Source organism: Rhizobium anhuiense (assembly GCF_003985145.1).
Lineage (GTDB): Bacteria > Pseudomonadota > Alphaproteobacteria > Rhizobiales > Rhizobiaceae > Rhizobium > Rhizobium anhuiense.
In genome coordinates, this window is sequence record NZ_ML133544.1 from 32,172 (window position 1) to 52,839 (window position 20,668).

General features: G+C 60.9%; 17 protein-coding genes. 11 read left to right on the forward strand and 6 right to left on the reverse strand.

The genetic code is table 11. The annotated features are described in order from the left end of the window. Positions 1-50 precede the first annotated feature (50 nt). Positions 51-2,270 (forward strand): EAL domain-containing protein, encoded by a 2,220-nt coding sequence (locus EEQ99_RS32740; protein WP_127431842.1) that lies wholly within the window; start codon positions 51-53, stop codon positions 2,268-2,270. A gap of 87 nt (positions 2,271-2,357) precedes the next feature. Here EEQ99_RS32740 and EEQ99_RS32745 read toward each other — a convergent pair whose 3' ends face one another. Together EEQ99_RS32745 and EEQ99_RS32750 are read right to left on the reverse strand one after the other, a co-directional pair. Beyond that, complete coding sequence (locus EEQ99_RS32745) at positions 2,358-2,795, reverse strand: MarR family winged helix-turn-helix transcriptional regulator (protein ID WP_047619733.1); 438 nt, start codon at positions 2,793-2,795, stop codon at positions 2,358-2,360. A 138-nt stretch (positions 2,796-2,933) separates the two neighbouring features. Next, complete coding sequence (locus EEQ99_RS32750; RefSeq protein ID WP_047619734.1) at positions 2,934-4,232, reverse strand: MFS transporter; 1,299 nt, start codon at positions 4,230-4,232, stop codon at positions 2,934-2,936. A 335-nt stretch (positions 4,233-4,567) separates the two neighbouring features. On the opposite strand from EEQ99_RS32750, the gene EEQ99_RS32755 reads away from it, so the two are divergent. Genes EEQ99_RS32755 through EEQ99_RS32775 form a run of 5 tightly spaced genes read left to right on the forward strand, consistent with a single transcriptional unit; the run spans position 4,568 to position 9,271 of the window. Beyond that, positions 4,568-5,071, forward strand: a complete 504-nt coding sequence (locus EEQ99_RS32755; RefSeq protein WP_047619736.1) for a flavin reductase family protein — start codon at positions 4,568-4,570, stop codon at positions 5,069-5,071. A gap of 19 nt (positions 5,072-5,090) precedes the next feature. After that, positions 5,091-6,317 (forward strand): acyl-CoA dehydrogenase family protein, encoded by a 1,227-nt coding sequence (locus EEQ99_RS32760; protein WP_052213517.1) that lies wholly within the window; start codon positions 5,091-5,093, stop codon positions 6,315-6,317. Between the two features lie 23 nt (positions 6,318-6,340). Then, positions 6,341-7,315 carry a gamma-resorcylate decarboxylase gene (gene tsdA, locus EEQ99_RS32765; RefSeq protein WP_047619739.1) on the forward strand — a complete coding sequence of 325 codons (975 nt, stop codon included), beginning with the start codon at positions 6,341-6,343 and terminating at the stop codon, positions 7,313-7,315. Between the two features lie 11 nt (positions 7,316-7,326). Then, complete coding sequence (locus EEQ99_RS32770) at positions 7,327-8,214, forward strand: intradiol ring-cleavage dioxygenase (RefSeq protein ID WP_127431843.1); 888 nt, start codon at positions 7,327-7,329, stop codon at positions 8,212-8,214. 1 nt (position 8,215) lies between these two features. Further along, positions 8,216-9,271: a maleylacetate reductase gene (locus EEQ99_RS32775; RefSeq protein WP_048338505.1), complete on the forward strand. Its 1,056-nt coding sequence runs from the start codon at positions 8,216-8,218 to the stop codon at positions 9,269-9,271. Positions 9,272-9,404: 133 nt separating this feature from the next. On the opposite strand, the gene EEQ99_RS32780 is transcribed toward EEQ99_RS32775, so the two are convergent. Then, positions 9,405-12,380, reverse strand: a complete 2,976-nt coding sequence (locus EEQ99_RS32780; protein WP_097545079.1) for an NAD(P)-dependent oxidoreductase — start codon at positions 12,378-12,380, stop codon at positions 9,405-9,407. 339 nt (positions 12,381-12,719) lie between these two features. Between EEQ99_RS32780 and paoA the strand changes: the two genes are divergently transcribed. The 5 genes from paoA to EEQ99_RS32805 are packed head-to-tail and all read left to right on the forward strand — an operon-like array spanning position 12,720 to position 18,108. Beyond that, positions 12,720-13,367 (forward strand): aldehyde dehydrogenase iron-sulfur subunit PaoA, encoded by a 648-nt coding sequence (gene paoA / locus EEQ99_RS32785; protein ID WP_097545080.1) that lies wholly within the window; start codon positions 12,720-12,722, stop codon positions 13,365-13,367. Then, positions 13,364-14,314, forward strand: coding sequence for an FAD binding domain-containing protein (locus EEQ99_RS32790; RefSeq protein WP_127431844.1), 951 nt, complete (start codon positions 13,364-13,366; stop codon positions 14,312-14,314). The genes paoA and EEQ99_RS32790 overlap by 4 nt, the downstream gene beginning before the upstream one ends. A 3-nt stretch (positions 14,315-14,317) precedes the next feature. Further along, positions 14,318-16,516, forward strand: a complete 2,199-nt coding sequence (paoC, locus tag EEQ99_RS32795) for an aldehyde oxidoreductase molybdenum-binding subunit PaoC (protein ID WP_097545084.1) — start codon at positions 14,318-14,320, stop codon at positions 16,514-16,516. A 55-nt stretch (positions 16,517-16,571) separates the two neighbouring features. Further along, positions 16,572-17,501 carry an XdhC family protein gene (locus EEQ99_RS32800; RefSeq protein ID WP_097545086.1) on the forward strand — a complete coding sequence of 310 codons (930 nt, stop codon included), beginning with the start codon at positions 16,572-16,574 and terminating at the stop codon, positions 17,499-17,501. Then, positions 17,494-18,108 (forward strand): nucleotidyltransferase family protein, encoded by a 615-nt coding sequence (locus EEQ99_RS32805; RefSeq protein ID WP_097545088.1) that lies wholly within the window; start codon positions 17,494-17,496, stop codon positions 18,106-18,108. The genes EEQ99_RS32800 and EEQ99_RS32805 overlap by 8 nt, the downstream gene beginning before the upstream one ends. A gap of 124 nt (positions 18,109-18,232) precedes the next feature. On the opposite strand, the gene EEQ99_RS35430 is transcribed toward EEQ99_RS32805, so the two are convergent. The 3 genes from EEQ99_RS35430 to gmd all read right to left on the reverse strand — a co-directional run bounded on the left by EEQ99_RS35430 (position 18,233) and on the right by gmd (position 20,596). Further along, entirely contained in the window at positions 18,233-18,364 is a 132-nt protein-coding gene (locus tag EEQ99_RS35430; protein WP_254962596.1) for a hypothetical protein, read from the reverse strand. Positions 18,365-18,429: 65 nt separating this feature from the next. Next, positions 18,430-19,500 (reverse strand): GDP-L-fucose synthase, encoded by a 1,071-nt coding sequence (gene fcl / locus EEQ99_RS32810; protein ID WP_127431845.1) that lies wholly within the window; start codon positions 19,498-19,500, stop codon positions 18,430-18,432. Continuing rightward, complete coding sequence (gene gmd, locus EEQ99_RS32815; protein ID WP_047619747.1) at positions 19,493-20,596, reverse strand: GDP-mannose 4,6-dehydratase; 1,104 nt, start codon at positions 20,594-20,596, stop codon at positions 19,493-19,495. The genes fcl and gmd overlap by 8 nt, the downstream gene beginning before the upstream one ends. Positions 20,597-20,668 lie beyond the last annotated feature (72 nt).

Consider the following 20,668-nt stretch of genomic DNA (forward strand, 5'->3'; position numbering starts at 1 on the left):
CATGAAGGGTCTCACTCCGCGTCACGCAGCACTGCGAGGAGTAAGGTCGCATGTCCCTTACCGAAGATGAAAGATTGAACCTTCTCTACGAGGCAAGCATTCTCGATACACCGCCGACGACAGAGTTCGACGCTATCGTCCGTCTGGCCTGCAATATATTCAACATGCCGATGGCATTGGTTTCGTTCGTCGACGAGCAGCGGCAGTGGTTCAAGGCCCAGCAAGGCTTCACTTTGAAAGAGGCGTCACGCGAGCATTCCTTTTGCGGCCATGTTGTGGAAACAGGGTTGCCGCTCGTCGTTGAAGATGCCGGCAAAGATTCCCGCTTTTGGGAAAACACATTCGTGAACGAGTGTTCCGTCCAATTCTACGCGGGCGTTCCGCTTTTGGAAGGGGAGACCTGCTACGGCAGTTTTTGTGTCCTCGATACGAAGACCCGCCGTTTCGGCGATCGGGATATCGAACAGCTCCGTAACTTGGCAAGCGTCATCGTGGGCCTGATTCGGGAGCATCGTCAGCAAAGCCAGCTGAAAGAGCAGCAACGTGAACTGGAGTTGAAGCAGGCTCGGTTCGAACAGACCGAGCGCTCTGCCAAAGTCGGTGGCTTTGAGATGGATCTCAACACCGGTACGATCATCTGGTCGGACCAGATTTATCGCACTGTCGGATTGCCGGTCGGTAAACGAATGACCTCGGAGGAGGTGATCGGCTGCTATGCTCCGGAAGAGCGCGACGGCGTCAGTCGCAGGATTCGCGGTCTCCTGAATGGCTCGGAGATCGGCGTTGACAAAGAGTATCGCATCATAACGCCAGAAGGCGAAGAACGATGGATTCGCGTGGTCAGCGATATCGAACACCTGCACGGTGAGCCAAAACGTTTGTTCGGCATCGTTCAGGATGTTTCCGAAAAAGTGCGCTACGAGCAACGCTTGCTGCAGGCGGCAAATGCCGATCCCCTGACCGGGCTTGCCAACCGGGCGGCATACAATGCTCACATGGCGAGGCTCACAGCGACGGATGCCGCCTCCATTGGTTTGCTGCTGGTCGACGTCGATCGCCTGAAGCAGGTGAACGATATCCTGGGCCATGCGACCGGTGACCTGCTGCTGAAAGGCGTGGCATCTCGTCTGGACGAGCGCTTGGGAAAGCGCGGAAAGGTCTTTCGCCTCGGCGGCGACGAATTCTCGGTTGTTCTGGACGCACCCGCAAACGCGCGGGTAATGCGTTCACTCGCGCGACACCTGATTGAATATATCGGCCGCCCTCTGGAGGTCGCGGGATCAACGATAAATCCCACGATAACCGTGGGAGGCGCGATTTCGGAAGGTGAAATGGATGCGGCGACGCTTTCGCAAAACGCAGACTTCGCCCTGTATCACGCCAAGGAAACACGGCGTGGAAGCTACGTTCAATATGAGCCCAGCCTGCGTTCGAGGATAGCCCATCGCATTCAGATCGTCCGAGAGGTGGAGTTGGCGCTTACCGAGCATCGAATGGTGCCGCATTATCAGCCAATCGTGAGCTGCGCCGACGGTCAGGTATGGGCGTTTGAAGCGCTGGTGAGAATGCAACGTCCCGATGGATCAGTCGTATCGGCGGCGCAATTTCATGAAGCCTTCACGGACTCGAGTGTTTCCCATCACATTACGACATGCATGCTCGATCATGTCGCGACCGATATCTGCAAATGGATGGACCGGGGGCTGAGTTTCGGACGGGTTGGCATCAATGTCAGCGCCTCTGATTTCATGAGGGGTGACCTGGAAAGCCGCATCGTTGGTGCGTTCGCGTCGAGAGGCATTCCGCTCGATAAGCTCGTGCTCGAAGTGACGGAAACCGTCTTCCTGCAGGGCTTGGAAGACACTGTTGCAACAACGCTGCAACGTTTGCGGAAAAGAGGCTTGGCCGTGGCGCTCGATGATTTCGGGACGGGCTATGCATCGCTGACACATTTGCGGAGCCTGCCCGTCGATATCATCAAAATCGACAAGAGCTTCATCGACACCATGCTCGTGGATGAATCGAGCCTCGCAATCGTAGAACTGGTGCTCAACCTGGCGCGGAAGCTCGACATGAAGGTCACGGCGGAGGGCGTCGAAAGCCATCGGCAGGCGATGTGCTTGCTGGAAATGGGCTGCACCACCCTCCAGGGCTATTTGTTTAACAAGCCGATGGACCGCGAACACGTGGGCAGCTACCTATCTGCATCAAAACCACATTGTACGGAGAATTCAGGAGAATCGCGGACGGGTCTGCTGCTCTTCGGATAGTCATCAAGATGGCGTGTCGAAGGTGGTGCGGGGCCTTCCCCGCGCTCCTTTGCGCCATCGGGACGGGCCTGCGTCCACATCAGCAGATCAGCGTGCTTCGAGCTTGTCCAGGTTGGTATGGATGATCTTCAGCGCCGATTTCAGCCAGGCCACCTCCGCCTCGCTGAACGTCTCGACGCCGACCGCCTCGAATTCTGCTGCGAGCGGCATCAATTTCTGCACCAGCGCATCGCCCGAGGGGGTCAGCGCAATCGAAACCGTGCGGCCGTCGTCGGGCCGGGTGCGCGACACCAGTTCTTTCTTCTTCATCACAGTGACCAGGCGCGACAGGGTGGAGAGCTCGACCGTAACCATGGGGCTCAGATCTGTCAGCCTTTGCGGTCCCTCCTGCTTCAGGATCGCAAGGACGCGGTACATGGGCAAGGTAACGTCAAAATCGTGCAGCCGCTCCGAAAAAAGCTCCCCCATGCGCACGCCGACGCGATTGAGAAGGTAGGGAAAGGATCCGGTAAATCGATAGGACATTTTCGCTCACAACTATTGCATCCGCACTGAATAGCCTTAGGCGAGAGCATGTGCAATCAAAAGTCGCGTTCGTCAGGACAAATGAAAGCCGGCCTCATCGAGGCCGGCCATGGTCGCGGGCGTGCTTGCCTTAGCTAGTCAGTGCACGACGACGTCTCCCTTTTCGGTCGTGCCATGGAGGAAGGTGAGGGCCGTCAAAGCGCAGCCGACCACGGCCGCTATGGCGAAGATGTAGAAGTTCCACTCCGGTGCGAGCCCCCGCTGCAGCACTGCGCCGCCGATCAGCGGCCCGGCCATGCCACCAAGGCGGCCGACCGCGAGCGAAAATCCGAGCCCGGTTCCGCGGATCTGGACTGGATAGAAGCGGCCAACCAGAACATTCGAGAGGATCTGGGTGCCGATCGTTCCAGCGCCGGCAAGAGCGACAAGCGCGTACATGAAAACACCCTGCTTCAGTGTGAGCATGTAGATCGCCCCAGCGCCGATGGCGAACAGCACGGCGACAGTCATCTTCACATGGCCCCTATCGGCAATCCGGCCGGCAATGACGATACCGATGGCGGCGCCGACATTGAGCATGATTGCAAACAGCAGCGCCGAACTGATGTCGTAGCCCATTTTGTTCATGATGGTCGGCAGCCAGTTCACCATGCCGAAAGTCAGCAACAGAGAGCAGAAGTGAATCGCCCAGGCATTCAGCGTCAGCGCAAGCCGCCCTTCCGCAAACAGCGCCCGTACGCCCTGTTTTTCCGAAGTTGTCGGCTGGTGCGGAACCCGTTCCAGGCCAAAGCTGTCGCAAACCGCGTCGGCCTCGGCGCGGCGGCCCTTGGCGGCGAGCCAGTCGGGCGATTCGGGCAGTGATTTGATCAGGAACGGCAGTGCCAGCAAAGGCGCGCCGCCAATGATCATCAGGGGGCGCCAGCCGTAATGCTCAAGAAGAAGCATGCCGAGAATGCCGGAAAGGATGCCGCCCAGCAGATAGCCCATGAAGGACAGGGAGTTGGCCAGGGCCTTCCGTTTGGCGGGCGAAAATTCGAGAATGAGCGCGGTTACGGTCGGCAGAAGTGCGCCGAGCCCGAGCCCGCTCAGGAAACGCGTGGCTGCGAAGACCGGGAAGTTCGGAGCAAGCCCGCTGGCGATCATCATGAAGGAAAAACTGGCGAGGCTGCCGAGAACGACTTTTTTCCGGCCGATGCGATCGGCGAGCGTCCCGGCGATTGCCGCACCCAGCAGCATGCCGAACAGGGTCAAGGCGGCGGCACGGCCGACGAGGGATGGATCCAGCGCCCATTCCGCCTGTTTGAGTAGCGCTGGTGCGATTACCCCATAGACGACCAGGTCATAGCCGTCGAACAATATCATGAAGCCGCACATGGCAATGACACTTGCCGTCGTTTTGGTCTGCGCCACCATGGCGCTCATTTCCTGCGAAGACATGGCTCCTCCTCCGTGATCTCGCTTTGAAAAAGGCTTCAGCTGTCCTGGAGCCTAGAAAATCAAAGATTACCTCCGTCGTCATCGGGCTTCTGAACGGCGCGCTAGGCACGCTGCCCGATAATCCTCTCCCACCCGATACGTAAGACAATAGAATATTGCAAATGCAAATATTGCAATAGAAAATATGGTGCGATCAAAATTATCTTCGGCAGGCGGTGGGAACGCATCTGCAGGTTATCCAATCGCAGCTCTCGTCATCACGAACGGAAAATTATTTGCGTTGACAATAATTGCAAATGCAAATAAATGATGGAAATCGGAATGGGAGAGAGATCATGCAGATTTTATCCGATGGAGTGGTCGGCGCGAATTTTCGTGCCGCAATGCGCAAATTTCCAGCGACAGTGACCGTGATCACGGCGGTGAAGGACGGTGTCGACCATGGCATGACGGTCACGGCGGTCACCTCCGTTTCCATGGATCCGCCCTCGCTTGTGGTCTGTCTCAACAACAGGACCCTGCTGCACGAAATGCTGCTTTGTCAGCCGGATTTCGCGGTGAATGTCCTCAGTCACGCGCAGCGGCCGCTGTCTGAGGCATTCGCCGGCAAAGTCGAGCCGCATGCGCGCTTCGGACTGGCGAACTGGCGGCGGCACGAAGCCGGAATGCAGCTCCTCGACGGCGCCAACGCCAATGTCGTCTGCCGCCGCATGGCTGCCGTGCCCTATGGCACTCACACACTTTTCATCGGGCAGGTCGTTCACGCGACCGTCGACCCCAACACCATACCGCTCATCTACGAGGACGCCCGCTACTGCGTCTCGCAGCCGGCGGCTTGATCCCGCCAAGGAGGAGAATATGAAGCTTGAGATCATCGAAGGCGGTGCCGATAATATCGCACGCCCCATTCGCGGCGCTGTACTGAAGGACCGCATCCTGCCGCTCCTGCCGGCCTTCAAGGACCGTGCGCAGGCAACCGAAAAGGCACGCCGGGTACCGGCGGAAAACATCGCAGCTCTTCGCGCTGCCGGTTATTTCGATGCGGTCAAGCCGGCCGCTTATGGTGGCGCGCCCGGGCCTTTCGCCGATCTCGTCGACGCCAATCTCGAACTGGCCTCGGCCTGTGCCTCGACCGGCTGGGTCGCGGGTCTTCTTGCAGCCCATCAATGGCTGCTCGCAATGTTTCCGAAGGCCGCGCAGGATGACGTCTGGGGCAAAAATCCGGATGCGCTTCTCTGCGGCTCCTATGCGCCCGCCTCCTTGGCCGAGGCCACCGAAGACGGTTATCGGCTGAACGGCCGCTGGGCTTTTGCCAGCGGCTGCGAGAATGCCGACTGGTCGCTCTGCGCCGCCGTCCTGCCCGCTGAAGGTGCCAGCAAGCCGGTTCCGGCCTTCCTGCTGGTGCCTGCGACGCAGTATGAAATCGAAGACACATGGGATGTCGCGGGACTGGCGGGCACCGGCTCCAAGACCCTCATTCTCGCCAATGTCGTTGTGCCGAAGCATCGCGTGCTCACTTTCCCGGAGGCCACCAGCGGCCGGACGCCGGGCGCCGGCCTCTATGCCGACAAGGGCCTTTTCAACATGCCGCTTCTCACCGGCATTCCGTCCTGCCTCGCTTCCGCCGCTGTCGGCGCCGCGAAAGGCGCGTTGGAAAGCTATGTCGCATCAACAGGTAGCCGTGTGACCCGGGGGGCGGTCGCGGGCGGCAACAGCCGCATGGCAGAATTTGCGACAATCCAGCTCAGGGTGGCGGATGCCGCTGCCAGCGTCGACGCAGCCCGCGAGATCCTGCTCCGGGATGTGGCGCGCGCCGAGGAGCTGGCGGGTTCAGGACGAGAATTCACCATCGAGGACAGATTGCTCAGCCGGCGCGGCCAGTCCTTTGCCGTCACCCTGGCGCTCCGGGCCGTCGAAGCCCTGAACGCTTCCACCGGCGGACTTGGCCTCAACATGGACAATCCGGTTCAGCGCGCCTGGCGCGACGCCAATGCCGTCGGCCGTCATATCAGCATGAACTGGGACGCCGTCGGCACGATGGTCGGCCAGCACATGCTCGGCCTCGAGCCCAAGGGTCAATATTAAAACGAGAAAGTTGGAGGAGAAACATGCAAGGCAAGATCGCGCTCGAAGAGCATTTCGCCATTCCCGAGACGCTGATGGATTCGGCGGGTTTCGTCCCGGGAGACTACTGGACAGAGCTTCAGTCCCGATTGCTCGACATTCAGGACAAACGACTGAAGCTGATGGATGCGCACGGGATCGAGACCATGATCCTGTCGCTCAACGCACCGGCCGTCCAGGCAATCGCCGAAACCGGACGGGCCATAGATATTGCCCGCCGCGCCAACGATGCGCTGGCCGAAGAATGCGCCAAACGTCCCGACCGCTTTCGCGCCTTTGCGGCCCTGCCGCTCCAGGATCCCGAGGCCGCCGCACGGGAGCTGGAACGGTGCGTGAAGGACATGGGCTTCGTCGGAGCCCTGGTCAACGGCTTCAGCCAGCGCGCCGATACCAATGCGCTGCTCTATTACGACCTGCCGCAATATCGCGGCTTCTGGGCGACGGTCGCCGCGCTCGATGTGCCCTTCTATCTGCACCCGCGCAATCCGCTGGCTGAGGACAGCCGCATCTATGAGGGCCACCCCTGGCTGATGGGGCCGACCTGGGCCTTCGCCCAGGAGACGGCGGTCCACGCGTTGCGCCTCATGGGATCGGGACTTTTCGACGAACACCCGAACCTCCGTATCATCCTCGGCCATATGGGCGAAGGTCTGCCCTACATGATGTGGCGCATCGACAATCGTAACGCCTGGGTCAAGGTGCCGCCGAAATATCCGGCCAAACGCCGCATCGCCGACTATTTCAACGAGAATTTCTACATCACGACTTCAGGCAATTTCCGCACCCAGACGCTGATCGATGCCATGCTGGAAATCGGCGCCGACCGGATCCTGTTTTCGACCGATTGGCCGTTCGAGAATATCGATCATGCCGCCGATTGGTTCGACACCACGACGATTGCGGAGGCGGACAGGGTGAAAATCGGCCGGACAAATGCCAAACTGCTCTTCGGCATTTGATGGAGGGTGAGATGGCTGCGACGAAGTACCCGCTTTTCACCGAAGAAAACTCGGTCGAGGCCGTCAATGCGCGCATGGGCGGGGATATCGATCCCCGCCTGCGTGAGATCATGTCGGTTCTCGTGCGGCATCTCCATGCTGCAGTGAAAGAGATCGAGCCGACTCATGAGGAATGGCTGACGGCGATCGACTTTCTCACCAGAACTGGCCAGATGTGCAATGAATGGCGGCAGGAATACATTCTGCTCTCAGATGTGCTGGGTGTTTCGATGCTGGTCGATGCGATCAACCATCGCCGGCCTTCCGGCGCGACGGAAAACACCATTCTCGGTCCGTTCTACGTGCCGGAAGCACCGCGTTATGCACGGGGAGCGAATATCTGCCTCGACGGCAAGGGCGAGCCGCTCGTGGTCGGCGGCTTCGTCAGGGATACCGCTGGCAATCCGATCGAGCACGCATTGATCGACGTCTGGCAGACCAATGACGACGGCTTCTATGACGTCCAGCAAAAGGGCACGCAGCCGGACTGGAACCTGCGTGGTGTCTTCACGACGGACGGCGAGGGCAGCTATCGGTTCCGCTCCGTCAAGCCGCGCTATTATCCCATCCCCGACGACGGGCCGGTGGGCAAGCTTCTGGGCCGCCTGGGCCGGCATCCGAACCGCGCGGCGCATATCCATTTCATCGTCAGCGCCGAGGGGTATGATCCCGTTGTCACCCATATGTTCCCCCCTGATTGCCAATATCTGGATCAGGATGCGGTGTTCGGAGTGAAGGAGAGTCTCATCGCCGATTTCCGGACGCAGCAGGAGGACGCCGTGGGCGAGGACGAGGGCCTCAAGGCGCCTTATTGGCAGGTGGACTGGGATTTCGTGCTGACAAAAAGGGCTGAGATCTGAGATGGAGGACTTCGTCTATACCGGATTGGCAACGCGCGTGATTTTCGGCACCGGCACGCTCAAACAGCTTGCCGATGAGGCCAAGCGGCTCGGCATGTCCCGGCCGCTGGTCCTCTCGACGCCGCATCAGGTGAGCGAGGCGGAAAGAGTGGCGGGCCTGATCGGACCCCAGGCCGCGGTCTTTTCCGGCGCCGTCATGCATACTCCCGTCGAGGTGACGATGGAGGCGATGAAGGTCGCTGCGGAAGCCGGCGCCGACGGCGTGATCGCGATTGGCGGCGGCTCGACCACCGGTCTTTCCAAAGCGATCGCGCTTCGCACGGATTTGCCGCAGCTCATCGTGCCCACGACCTATGCAGGGTCGGAAATGACACCCATTCTCGGACAGACCGAAAATGGCAGCAAGACAACGCTTCGGGACAATCGCGTGCTGCCGGAAACGGTGATCTATGATGTCTCGCTGACATTGGGGCTGCCAGTGGGTCTATCTGCGGTCAGCGGCCTCAACGCGATCGCGCATGCGGTTGAAGCGCTCTATGCTCGCGACCGCAATCCGGTGACCGATCTGATGGCAGAGGACGGGATCCGCGCCCTGGCGCGGGCATTGCCGCGTATCGGCCGCGATGGCCTGGATGTGGAGGCCCGCTCGGATGCTCTCTACGGCGCATGGCTCTGCGGCATCAGCCTGGGTTGCGTCGGCATGGCGCTCCATCACAAGCTTTGCCACACGCTGGGCGGCATGTTCGACCTGCCGCATGCCGAAACCCACAGCGTGATCCTGCCTTACGTGATGCGGTATAATATGCAGGCCGCTCCCGATGCGGCCCAGAAGGTCGCGCGGGCACTCCGAGCGGACAATGCCGCAACCGGGCTTCGCAACCTCGCACAGGAGATCGGGGCACCCCTGTCACTTGCGCAGATCGGAATGCCGGCCGAAGGCATAGGGACGGCGGCCATCGAGGCAACTTCCAATCCCTATTGGAACCCGGCGCCCGTCACCGAACCGGCCATTCGCGCGCTGTTGACGGACGCATTCGACGGCGTTTGGCCCGACTGACTGTTTTCGGGCTGCGCGATAGCTGTCGATCCTCAAATGTGGAGCGTCAAAGGACCGAAATCATGCCGCCATGGCAACACGGCGGCATCAGAGCGACATCAAAGACCGGCGGCGCTGGTTGGCCGCCAGCAAGTTAGTCCTCCGCCGGACCGTAGAGCCCGAGTTGGTCGAGCAGCGCCCGCTGCCGGTCGGCGCTTTCGACGAGCAGGGCGGTGTAGCGATCGATGAGCCGGCTGCGATGGCAGGGATCCGAAACGGCCGAGAGCCCGCCCAGGATCGCCGCGACCTTCATCGAGGTCTGCTGCAACTCGTTGAGGATCTCCGTCTTGCCGCCGGCCTCCGCGACTGCCTGCTTCGTTACCCGGCCGATGCCTGCCGGCGTGCGGCTGCCGGCCGACACGTAACCCTCCGGCAGGTCGCCCTTGAGATTGGTGACCGATTTGAAGCGGATGACGTCGAAGATCTGGTCGACCGCCTGCTTGGCGCCGTTCACCCGTGAGGGATGGTCGGTGTCGGCGGCGGCGTGCGGCAGCAGTTCCAGCTTGCCCTTATGGCGCTCTTCGAGTGGCAGGTAAGGAAGTATCGGCCCGCTGAGCTTGCCGGTCGCGGCGTCCTTGAAGAGGTCGGCGTCGATCGCCGCATGAGCAATCTTGCCCGACGACAGGGCCTCGTCGAGCGCGGCGACATCGACGACCTCGCCCCGATCGTAGTTGACCAGCACCGCGCCATCCTTCATAGCGCCGAGCACCTTCGCATCGACAGTGCCGGCGTTGGAATAGACGCCGGTTGACCCGTCCAGGCGGCCGAGACCGATATGGACGGAGAGTATGTCGGCGCCGCTCGCCGCTTCAACCGGAGTCTTGGCGTAGTCGAAGCCTTCCGCCTCAATCCAGCGCTGGTGATGCTGGCGGGCGTAGATCGCCACCTTCATGCCGAAAGCCTTGGCGAGCTTGGCGACTTCGCGGCCGATATTGCCATAGCCGAGAATGGCGATTTTCCGGCCTTCGAGCTTGGCGGTCGGAAAATCCTTGAGCTGGCGGCCTGTATCGAAGTCGCCCCCGGCGACCATCCGATGCAGCCTGTCGACCGGCAGATCGGGCACGACCTTCAGGATCGCCTTGATCGCCATCTGAGCGGTCGCCCGGCTGTTGATGCCCGGCGTATTCATCAGCGGCGCGTTGCCGCCCTCGCCATTGCCGCCACCCCAGGAGGCCGAGCCCATATTGCCGGTGCCCGCACCGATGCGCACGCCGCCGAACGGGAATACGGAGGCTTTTGGAACGAAGGTCGCCGCCGCGATCAGCGCGTCGTACTGGCCCTTGTCGGTTTGCGGCAGGATCTCTGCCTCCGTGCTCAGGTTCGGCTGATAGAAGAAATGGACGCGGCCCTTCTCGAGCGCCGAGCGATCGCTTAGCGCCCTGAGGTGGAAGACGCCACCCTTTTCCTCGATATAGGCCTTGATCTCGCTGTGATCCGGCTGACCGCCAGCGTCGAAGCGCAGGCCGACCAGGTCGGCGATCAGCACGGTATAGGCGCGCGCCGGATCGTCCTTGCGGGCCGTTGCACCAGCGCCGGCAGGCGCCTCGAACGTGACGCCCTCCTTCGCCAACTCCTCTTCGAGAACGACGATCTTGGCGCGCAGATAGGCGTATTGCAGATTCTCCAGCAGTGCGACGACATCATCCGGCTCGCGGATGCCGCCAACCCAGGCGCGGTAGTCGCCGGGTGTGCCTGGGAAAGCATTGACGTAGCGGGCGGCGTCGAGGCCGGGCTCGTATTCGCCGTTCGGATGGGTCATGCCCTCATAGCCGAGCAGTTGTTTCGAACGCGCGATGATGCGGGCATGGATGTCGGCATCGGCGATGCCGACATCCTCGACCTTCAGAAGCGTCACCGCCGCGCCGCGCCGCTCGGCATCGGTGACGGTCAGCGACAGAAGCGGATGCGACTTGACCCAGTCGTCGATCACGTTGCGATTGGCGGCAGAGCGGCGATTGAGCTCGACGACGGAGCCGACCCGGGCCTCCGACTGCAACAGGCCGAAGGTGGTCTCGGCAAAAGCGAGCGCGCTGTAGGTGTTGATGACGCCGCCGAGCATGCGGTCTTCGGCAGCATCGTAGAACGGCCCTGCATCGACGGAGCGCTTCGCCGAAAACGGCCGCCTCGGATCGATCGGCGGTGCGATCTTCAACTGGCGTGGGATCGCCCAGGCCGGATCCTGCTGGTTCTTCTCGATCAATGCCAAAGCATGCGGCGTGAAGGAGGCGACGAAATAGCCGGAAACCCCGCCGATCGCCTTCTGGAACGGCATGAACAGGCAGCACTTCGCCATGACGGCGCTGACCAGTTCGGGCTCCCACGGCATGGCGCCGAGCATCGAGGTGGCATCGAACACCGCATGGCGATTTGCCGGGTCGCCATCGAGCCAGTTCAAAAGCTCGCGGATCTCACGGCTGGTATAGGCATTGGCGCCGGTCGTTTCGTGACCGACGCCGACGAAGATCGAAACGCCCAGGGCTGACAGCTCCGCTGCCGTCGGGATCACGCCTTCGGAGGCGGCAAAATGAATGCGGCTCTCGCAGCCCTTTTCGGCGAAGCGCTGCATCTCGATCAACTGCGTGGCCCAAGACTGGCGGAAGAAACCGGCCGCCCTGGAGGGATCGCTCTCTGGCCGCGGCGTATCGACATAGACATGCTGGGTCGCGTCGTTGGCGTTCATCAGATGCTGGATGCAGACCGTGTAGCCGCTGTGGCCGCCGCCGAGTCCCACTGCCATGCGGTTCGTCTTCGGAAAGCCGAAATAGCGATGGATCGCCCGCATCATGTCGGTCAGGATTTTGTCTGCGGGATAGCCGCGATGCATGCTCCGGGAAATCTCGGCGGTCGTAAAGCCGCCGATGTCGTTACCCCTGTCATCGAACTTGCGATAGGTCTTCTCGATCCACGCGTCGAAGGCCGCGCTCCGAAGACGGCTGTCCACTTCGTCGGTGGTCGCATCCGTGATCGGACCGACGCCGAAGAACGGGTTGGAAGGCCGCTTCGGTGCGCCCGATCCGGTCAATTCGAGCGCCTTCAGTCGCTGTTCCTGCATCTGCGCGATATTCATCATTGTTTGCCTATCTGTGCTTGAGCCGGGGCATGGTGCCGATAATGAAGCGAACGCCTGGGAAAGATGATGGCATATGCGTCGAACAGCAGGCGGAATGCGTCATCCATACGCCTGCGTGACGTAATGCGACGAATAAGGGCGAGGGGCATGGTCGGTAACCCCGCAAATCACATTCGAAGCTGATTTGAAGATGACCATGGACTGGGCTTTGGGTGACTATGGCTCACGCATTCATGAACCAGATTGATAACCGTATGCAACGGAAAGGGCCTAATCAAAGGACGGAGTTGCACTACCTCTGCTGACGGCGTCGACCCGCGCCTATGTCCAACGAGCAAGGTGGAACAGTTCATGCCAAGCCAGACACAACTGGAACTTTCCCGTCGAGATTTGCTTATCTCGTCGGCCGCAACGATCGCGGTCACCGGAGCCGTCACTCCCGCGGCGGCACAGTCCCCAGGAAATGAAATGGCGCATACATCGAAAGTTTCCTTCACGGTCAACGGCGAAAGACGTGATCTTGAGGTCGACAACAGAACTTCGCTGCTCGACGCGCTGCGCGAGCACCTGCATCTCACAGGCACGAAAAAGGGATGCGATCACGGTCAATGCGGCGCCTGCACCGTCATGGTCGACGGCCACCGGATCAACTCCTGTCTGACGTTGGCGGTCATGCACGAAGGCGATCGGATCACTACCATCGAAGGTCTCGGCCAACCCGGAAATCTTCATCCGATGCAGGCTGCGTTCGTGAAGCATGACGGGTTTCAGTGCGGCTACTGCACGCCGGGACAGATCTGTTCCTCCGTGGCGGTGCTCGAGGAGATCAAGGCCAACATACCAAGCCACGTCACCGGCGACCTTACGGCACAGGCGGTCGTCACTCCCGTCGAGATCCGCGAACGCATGAGCGGCAATATCTGTCGATGCGGCGCCTACTCCAACATTCTCGATGCCATTTCGGAAGTCGCGGGGATAAAAGCATGAGAGCCTTCACCTATGAACGCGCCTCGTCGGTCGAGGCCGCGGCCAAGGCGGTCGCCTCCAATCCCGAAACAAAATTCATCGCCGGCGGCACCAACCTCCTCGACCTGATGAAGCTCGAGATCGAGACACCGACGCATCTGATCGACATCAACGGTCTCGGCCTCGACAGGATCGAATCCACCCCCGAGGGCGGGCTGCGCATCGGAGCCTTGGTCCGCAACACCGACCTTGCCGCCCATGAGACCGTTCGCCGTGACTATGGCTTGCTCTCCAGGGCGCTCGTTGCGGGCGCCTCCGGGCAGTTGCGCAACAAGGCGACGACGGCCGGCAACCTCCTGCAGCGCACGCGCTGTCCCTATTTTTATGACCCGAACCAGCCGTGCAACAAGCGGCAGCCGGGCAGCGGCTGTTCCGCTATCGGCGGTTTCAGCCGTCAGCATGCGGTGGTCGGCGTGAGCGAGAGCTGTATCGCCACGCATCCGAGCGACATGGCCATCGCGATGCGGGCGCTCGATGCCGTCATCGAGACGGTAAAGGCGGACGGCAGCCGCCGCTCGGTACCTATTGCCGACTTTCATCGGCTGCCCGGCGACACGCCTGATATCGAGACTGTTCTCGAGCGTGGCGAATTCATCACCGCGGTCCTGCTGCCGCCGCCGATCGGCGGCAACCACATCTATCGCAAGGTCCGCGACCGCGCCTCCTATGCCTTCGCGCTGGTCTCGGTCGGCGCCGTTATCCAGTCGGACGGCACAGGACGCATCGCCGTCGGTGGCGTCGCTCACAAGCCGTGGCGCATCGAGGCAGCTGAAGCTGAATTGCCGAAAGGTGCGCGGGCGGCGGCGGGCGTTCTTCTTGCCGATGCCCATCCTACAGAACAGAACCGTTTCAAGGTCGACCTGGTCGAGCGCACGCTCGGCGCGGTCATCGCCGAAGCAAGGGGGTGAGCCATGCAGTTCGACACACCAGCGACAACCAACCCGATCGACAATCTGAAGGTCGTCGGCCAGCCGATCCACCGCATCGACGGTCAGCTCAAGACGACCGGCCGGGCGATGTACGCCTATGAGTGGCATGACCCGAACATGCGCTATGCCTATGGCTATCCCGTCGGCTCGGCCATCGCCAAGGGCCGCATCACGTCGATGGATGTCTCCGCCGCCAAGAGGTCTCCCGGGGTGCTTGCTGTCGTGACGACGCTCGACATCGGCGAGCGGAAGAAGGGCAAGTTCAACACCGCCAAGCTTTTCGGCGGCGACGAGGTTCAGCACTATCACCAGGCAATCGCGGTCGTCGTCGCCGAAACCTTCGAACAGGCGCGCGCCGCAGCCGCGCTGGTCAAGGTCGACTATGCCGAGGAAAAGGGTGTATTCGACCTCGGTGAGGCAAAGGTCTCAGCGGTCAAGCCGGATGAATCGCAGCAGCCCGATACCGCGACCGGCGATTTCGAGACTGCCTTCAGCGCAGTTCCCGTCACTCTGGACGAGACTTACACCACGCCCGACCAATCGCATGCGATGATGGAGCCGCATGCATCGATCGCCGCCTGGAACGGCGATGAGGTGACGGTCTGGACATCAAGCCAGATGATCGATTGGTGGCGGTCCGATCTTGCAACGACACTCGACATCGACAAGGAGAAGATCCACCTGATGTCGCCCTTCATCGGCGGCGGCTTCGGTGGCAAGCTGTTTCTGCGGGCGGATGCCGTGCTTGCCGTTGTCGGCGCGCGTGCGATTGGACGCCCCGTCAAGGTTGCCTTGCCGCGCCCGTTCATGATGAACAACACGACCCACCGGCCGGCGACGATCCAGCGAATTCGCATTGGAACCGAGCGTGACGGCAAGATAACCGCCATTGCCCACGAAAGCTGGTCCGGGGACCTTCCCGGCGGAGGCCTGGAGACCGCCGTCAACCAGACCCGTCTTCTCTACGCCGGCGCGAACCGGATGACGGCGATGCGGCTGGCGACGCTTCACCTCCCCGAGGGCAACGCCATGCGCGCTCCCGGCGAGGCGCCGGGACTGATGGCGCTCGAAATCGCCATCGACGAGATTGCCGAAAAAGTTGGTATGGATCCTGTTCAGTTCCGGATCGTCAACGACACGCAGATCGATCCCGAGAAACCGCAGCGGCCTTTTTCCCAGCGCAATCTCATCGGCTGCCTCAGGCTCGGTGCGGAGCGGTTTGGTTGGAGTGAACGGGGAAGGCCGGGTTCCAAACGGGACGGCAACTGGCTGGTCGGCATGGGTGTTGCCGCTGCCGTCCGCAACAACCTCGTGCTTCCCTCCGGCGCTCGGGTAAAGCTCGACCGGGAAGGCGTCGTGACGGTTGAAACCGACATGACCGACATCGGGACGGGCAGCTATACGATCATCGCGCAGACGGCCGCCGAAATGATGGGGGTTACGATCGACAAGGTCGCTGTCCAATTGGGCGACTCGCGTTTTCCTGTTTCGGCGGGCTCCGGCGGACAGTTCGGCGCCAATTCTTCCACCTCGGGCGTCTACGCAGCCTGTGTCAAGCTGCGTGAGGCCGTCGCCAAAAAGCTCGGCTTCAACTCAGGAGACATCGTCTTCGAGAATGGAGAGGTCCGCTCGGGCGATCGTTCAGTGCCTCTTGCCGAGGCCACCGGTCCAGATGGTCTTGTCGGCGAGGACACGATCACATGGGGCGATCTCACCGACACGCATCAGCAATCGACGTTCGGAGCGCATTTCGTGGAGGTTGGCGTCGACATCGCCACCGGTGAAAGCCGCATTCGCAGGATGCTCGCAGTCTGCGCGGCGGGCCGCATCCTCAACCCGATCACCGCCCGCAGCCAGGTCATCGGCGCAATGACGATGGGGGCCGGCGGAGCGCTCTCCGAGGAACTCGTGGTCGATACCCGTCGCGGCTTCTTCGTCAACCACGATCTCGCCAGCTACGAAGTGGCGGTGCATGCCGATATTCCGCACCAGGAGGTGATCTTCATGGACGAAACCGATCCGATGTCGTCGCCGATGAAAGCCAAGGGCGTCGGCGAGCTTGGCCTTTGCGGCGTCGCGGCAGCGATCGCCAACGCCGTCTACAACGCGACCGGCGTGAGGGTCCGGCATTATCCGCTCACGCTCGACAAGCTGATCGGCGGCCTGCCGGACGTGGCCTGATGATTTCGACGGCGGTCTCGAAGTGGGCTCGCCGTCGCTTCCTGTAGGATTGTCCATGAATCAGATAATCGCGCCGATAATGGCGCCAATTCCCGTCAGAGCCTCGTCCAGCGACGATCCTGCGGAACTGCTTCGCTTCGCAATAGACGCCCATGGTGTTGGTGCGGCAGCACTCGCCACCCTGGTCGAAATCCGGGGCGGGGCCGCGCGCGCGCTCGGCGCGCATGTGGCGGTTGCCGCAGACGGGCGCTTCTGCGGCTATGTCTCCGGCGGATGCGTCGAAGCCGCAGTCGCTTCCGAAGCGCTTCTGGCAATGGCGGAAGGACACGACCGCACGGTGAAGTTCGGCGAAGGCTCGCCCTTCTTCGACATCGTCCTTCCTTGCGGCGGAGGAATCTCCGTTGCGATCCATGTTCTAAGGGAAGTCGGCGCTTTGCAGCATGTTCTGGATCGTCTTCGACGAAGGCGGGCCGCCGGCCTTGTATATTCGCCGGCGCGGCAGACGATCGAACCGGTCGGCCCACCGCCACGGGCATGCTGGCTCGGGCGAGAATTCGTGGGCGTCTATCGTCCGCGCACCCGCGTCGTTCTTTCCGGGCAGACGATCGAAGCACAGGCCGTCGCGCGACTGGCCGAGGCTTCCAGCTACGACGTAATCGTCCGGGAGCAGGGCGAGAAGGGCAGGGTCGCAGCCGACACCATCGATCCTTTCACGGCCGTTGTACTCCTGCATCATGACCTCGACGCCGAAGCCGCCATTCTCGAGACCGCGCTTGCCTCGCCCGGCTTCTACATCGGCGCGCTCGGGAGCACCCGGACGCATCGCCGGCGCATCGAGCGGTTGACGGCCATGGCTTTCGCAGAGGACGACATCCGCCGTATCAAAGCGCCGATCGGACTGTTCGGCCCGACACGGGATGCAACGTCGCTGGCGCTATCGGTGCTGGCGGATATCGCTGCGGCAAGACTGGTGGCTTTTGCTTAAGGCGTCGGTGGCGATCGTCATTCTCGCCGCCGGCCGGGCAAGCCGGATGGGCGAGGGCGGAAAACACAAGCTGCTGGCCGAGTTCGACGGCGTTTCGCTCGTGCGGCGGACAGCAATGACCGCGTTCGGGTCGGACGCAGCCTCTGTCGTCGTTGTCACGGGCCATCGCCGGCGCGAGATCGAGGCCGCGCTCGCTGGGATTGATCTCACTCTCGTCGATAATCCCGATTATGCGGAAGGCATGGCGAGCTCGCTCGTCGCGGGGGTGTCATCAAGGCACGCTCACAGTGCCGACGGCATTCTCGTCATGCTGGCCGATATGCCCGGCATTTCGACCGCCCACCTCGATGCCTTGATTGTCGCCTTTCGCAATGCGGGCGGCCAAGCCGTCGTGCGCGCCGTCTCGCGCGGCAAGCCCGGCAATCCTGTCATTCTGCCGCGTTCTCTCCATCCCGCGATCCTGCGACTTGAAGGCGACGTCGGTGCGCGCGGTATCATCGCCACGTCAGGCCTGCCCGTGCTCGATGTCGAAATTGGCGACGCAGCTTGCCTCGACGTCGACACGCCGGACGATATCGGGGCTGCCGGCGGCACGATAAAGAACTAAAGCGCGGGGATCTGCACCGGGCAGCTGAACGGCGCGGCTGTGGCCAGGCCTGCCGACTTTACCGCAGCGAGTGTCGTTCGACAGTCCAGCTGAAGGCAATCTCGCGGCGCGATCCGACGTGGGACTATCTGCGCAATAGCGCGACCAGCGATGTCGGCATCTCGACCGCGAAAAAATCCATCACCGCACCGATAATCACCGCCCACACGACCATCAGGAAAATGAGCGCTGCGATCCTGATTTCTACTGGTTGCACTATTCGTTCCGCCCCAGCATATGCCTCCCCCGAGACAAAACCTTGTTATCCCTCGCGTAAATCCGCTAGCGCGAGGGATGATGTGCGACCGTGGAGAGCATGGGCGCGTGCAGCGCCGAAGTCTTGGCTTTCTCAAAGCTGATGTCGCTTTGACCGATCAAGTCGCCGGACGCAGCGCTGTTGCTGCGTTCGAGATAATGGCCAGCAAGGAAGGAGCGGTAGGCGTCTGCGATACCCTCCTCAAGGCCTATCTTAGGAAACCAGCCGAGAGCGCGAAGCTTGTCGACGTTCAAGAGTTTACGTGGCGTGCCATCTGGCTTGGTGAGATCACACGTGATCTTGCCTTCGAAACCGACGACCTTGGAGACGAGATATCCCAATTCGAGGATGGTAATGTCTTCGCCAGAACCTACGTTCACATGACTTTCGGCGGAATAGGTCTTCATGAGATGGATGCAGGCGTCGGCGCAATCGTCAACATGCAGGAATTCGCGCCGCGGCGTGCCAGTACCCCAGATGCATATCTCTTGCTGCTGGTTGATCTTGGCCTCATGCGCCTTGCGTATGAGCGCCGGCATGACATGGCTTGACCCCAGGTCAAAATTGTCCTCTGGACCATAAAGATTGGTAGGCATGGCCGAGATGAAATCTCTACCGTGCTGGTTGCGATAGGCCTGGCAGAGTTTTAATCCGGCAATTTTGGCGATCGCATACCATTCATTCGTGGGCTCGAGCGATCCTGTCAGAAGTGAGTCCTCAACGATCGGCTGATCGGCGAATTTCGGATAGATGCAGGACGATCCCAGAAACATCAGTTTTTCGACCTGAGCCTTATGGGCTGCGTGGATGATGTTCGCCTGGAGAATCAAGTTGTCGTAAAGGAAGTCGGCCGGATAGGTGGCGTTCGCGAGAATGCCGCCGACCCTCGCAGCAGCCAGGAAGACAGCGTCGGGACGATTCTTACTCATCCAGGTCTCCACCTGCTCTTGCCGTCTGAGATCGACCTCGGCGCGGGTGGCCGTCAAAATCTCGCAGCCCTCGGAAGCGAGACGCCGCACGATCGCAGAGCCCACCATGCCGCGGTGGCCCGCGACATAGACCCTCTTTCCGGCAAGGCCGTAGATCACCTCAGGCATAGGCAAAACCTTTCGTGACACCGACCGACGGGACATTTCGTGCCATGACTTTCAAATCTTCGCGAACCATCTCCGTCACCAGCTGATCAAGACTGGTCTCATGTTTCCAGCCAAGCTTCGTGTGCGCCTTCGTCGGATCGCCAATCAGAAGATCAACCTCAGTCGGACGGAAGTAAGCTGGATCGATCTCCACCACACACTGGCCTGATGTCTTGTCGTATCCCTTTTCTTCAACCCCGTTCCCACGCCAATCAATCGGCATGCCCACCTTGGCAAAGGCCTTGTCGACAAAGGAACGAACCGAGTGCGTTTCGCCGGTCGCAAGCACATAGTCCTCCGGTTCGTCCTGTTGCAGCATCAGCCACATGCCGCGAACATATTCTCGTGCGTGTCCCCAGTCGCGCTTGGCATCCAAATTGCCGAGATAGAGCCTTTCCTGCAGTCCAAGATGGATCGCCGCCGCCGCCCGGGTGATTTTACGCGTCACGAATGTTTCGCCGCGGATCGGGCTTTCATGATTGAACAGAATGCCGTTCGAGGCGTGCATGCCGTATGCCTCGCGATAATTGACCACTATCCAATAGGCGTAGAGCTTGGCCGCCGCGTAGGGTGATCGAGGGTAGAACGGTGTCGTTTCACTCTGCGGGACTTCCTGGACTTTGCCGTAGAGTTCTGAGGTGGACGCCTGATAGAAGCGGGTCTTCTTGGTCAACCCCAGGAGTCGAATAGCTTCAAGTAGCCGAAGGGTGCCGGTTCCATCGGCGTTGGCCGTATATTCCGGCGTCTCGAAAGAGACTTGAACGTGGCTCTGTGCGGCGAGATTATAGATCTCGTCCGGCTGCGTTTCCTGAACGACACGGATGAGATTCGTTGAATCCGTCATGTCGCCGAAATGCAGAATAAACCGAGGATTCTCGACATGGGGATCCTCGTATAGATGCTCGATGCGGCTGGTGTTGAAGGACGATGAGCGTCGCTTGAGGCCGTGAACAATATAGCCCTTCTCCAAGAGCAACTCGGCCAAATACGCACCGTCTTGGCCTGTTATGCCGGTAATTAGCGCGACTTTTCGGTTCTTTGTCATTCCCATATCCATGGTTGCCCTCCAACTCGAATACCAATGCAGAAGTATATGATGCTGTTCATGTCGTACGGTATCACAAAAATG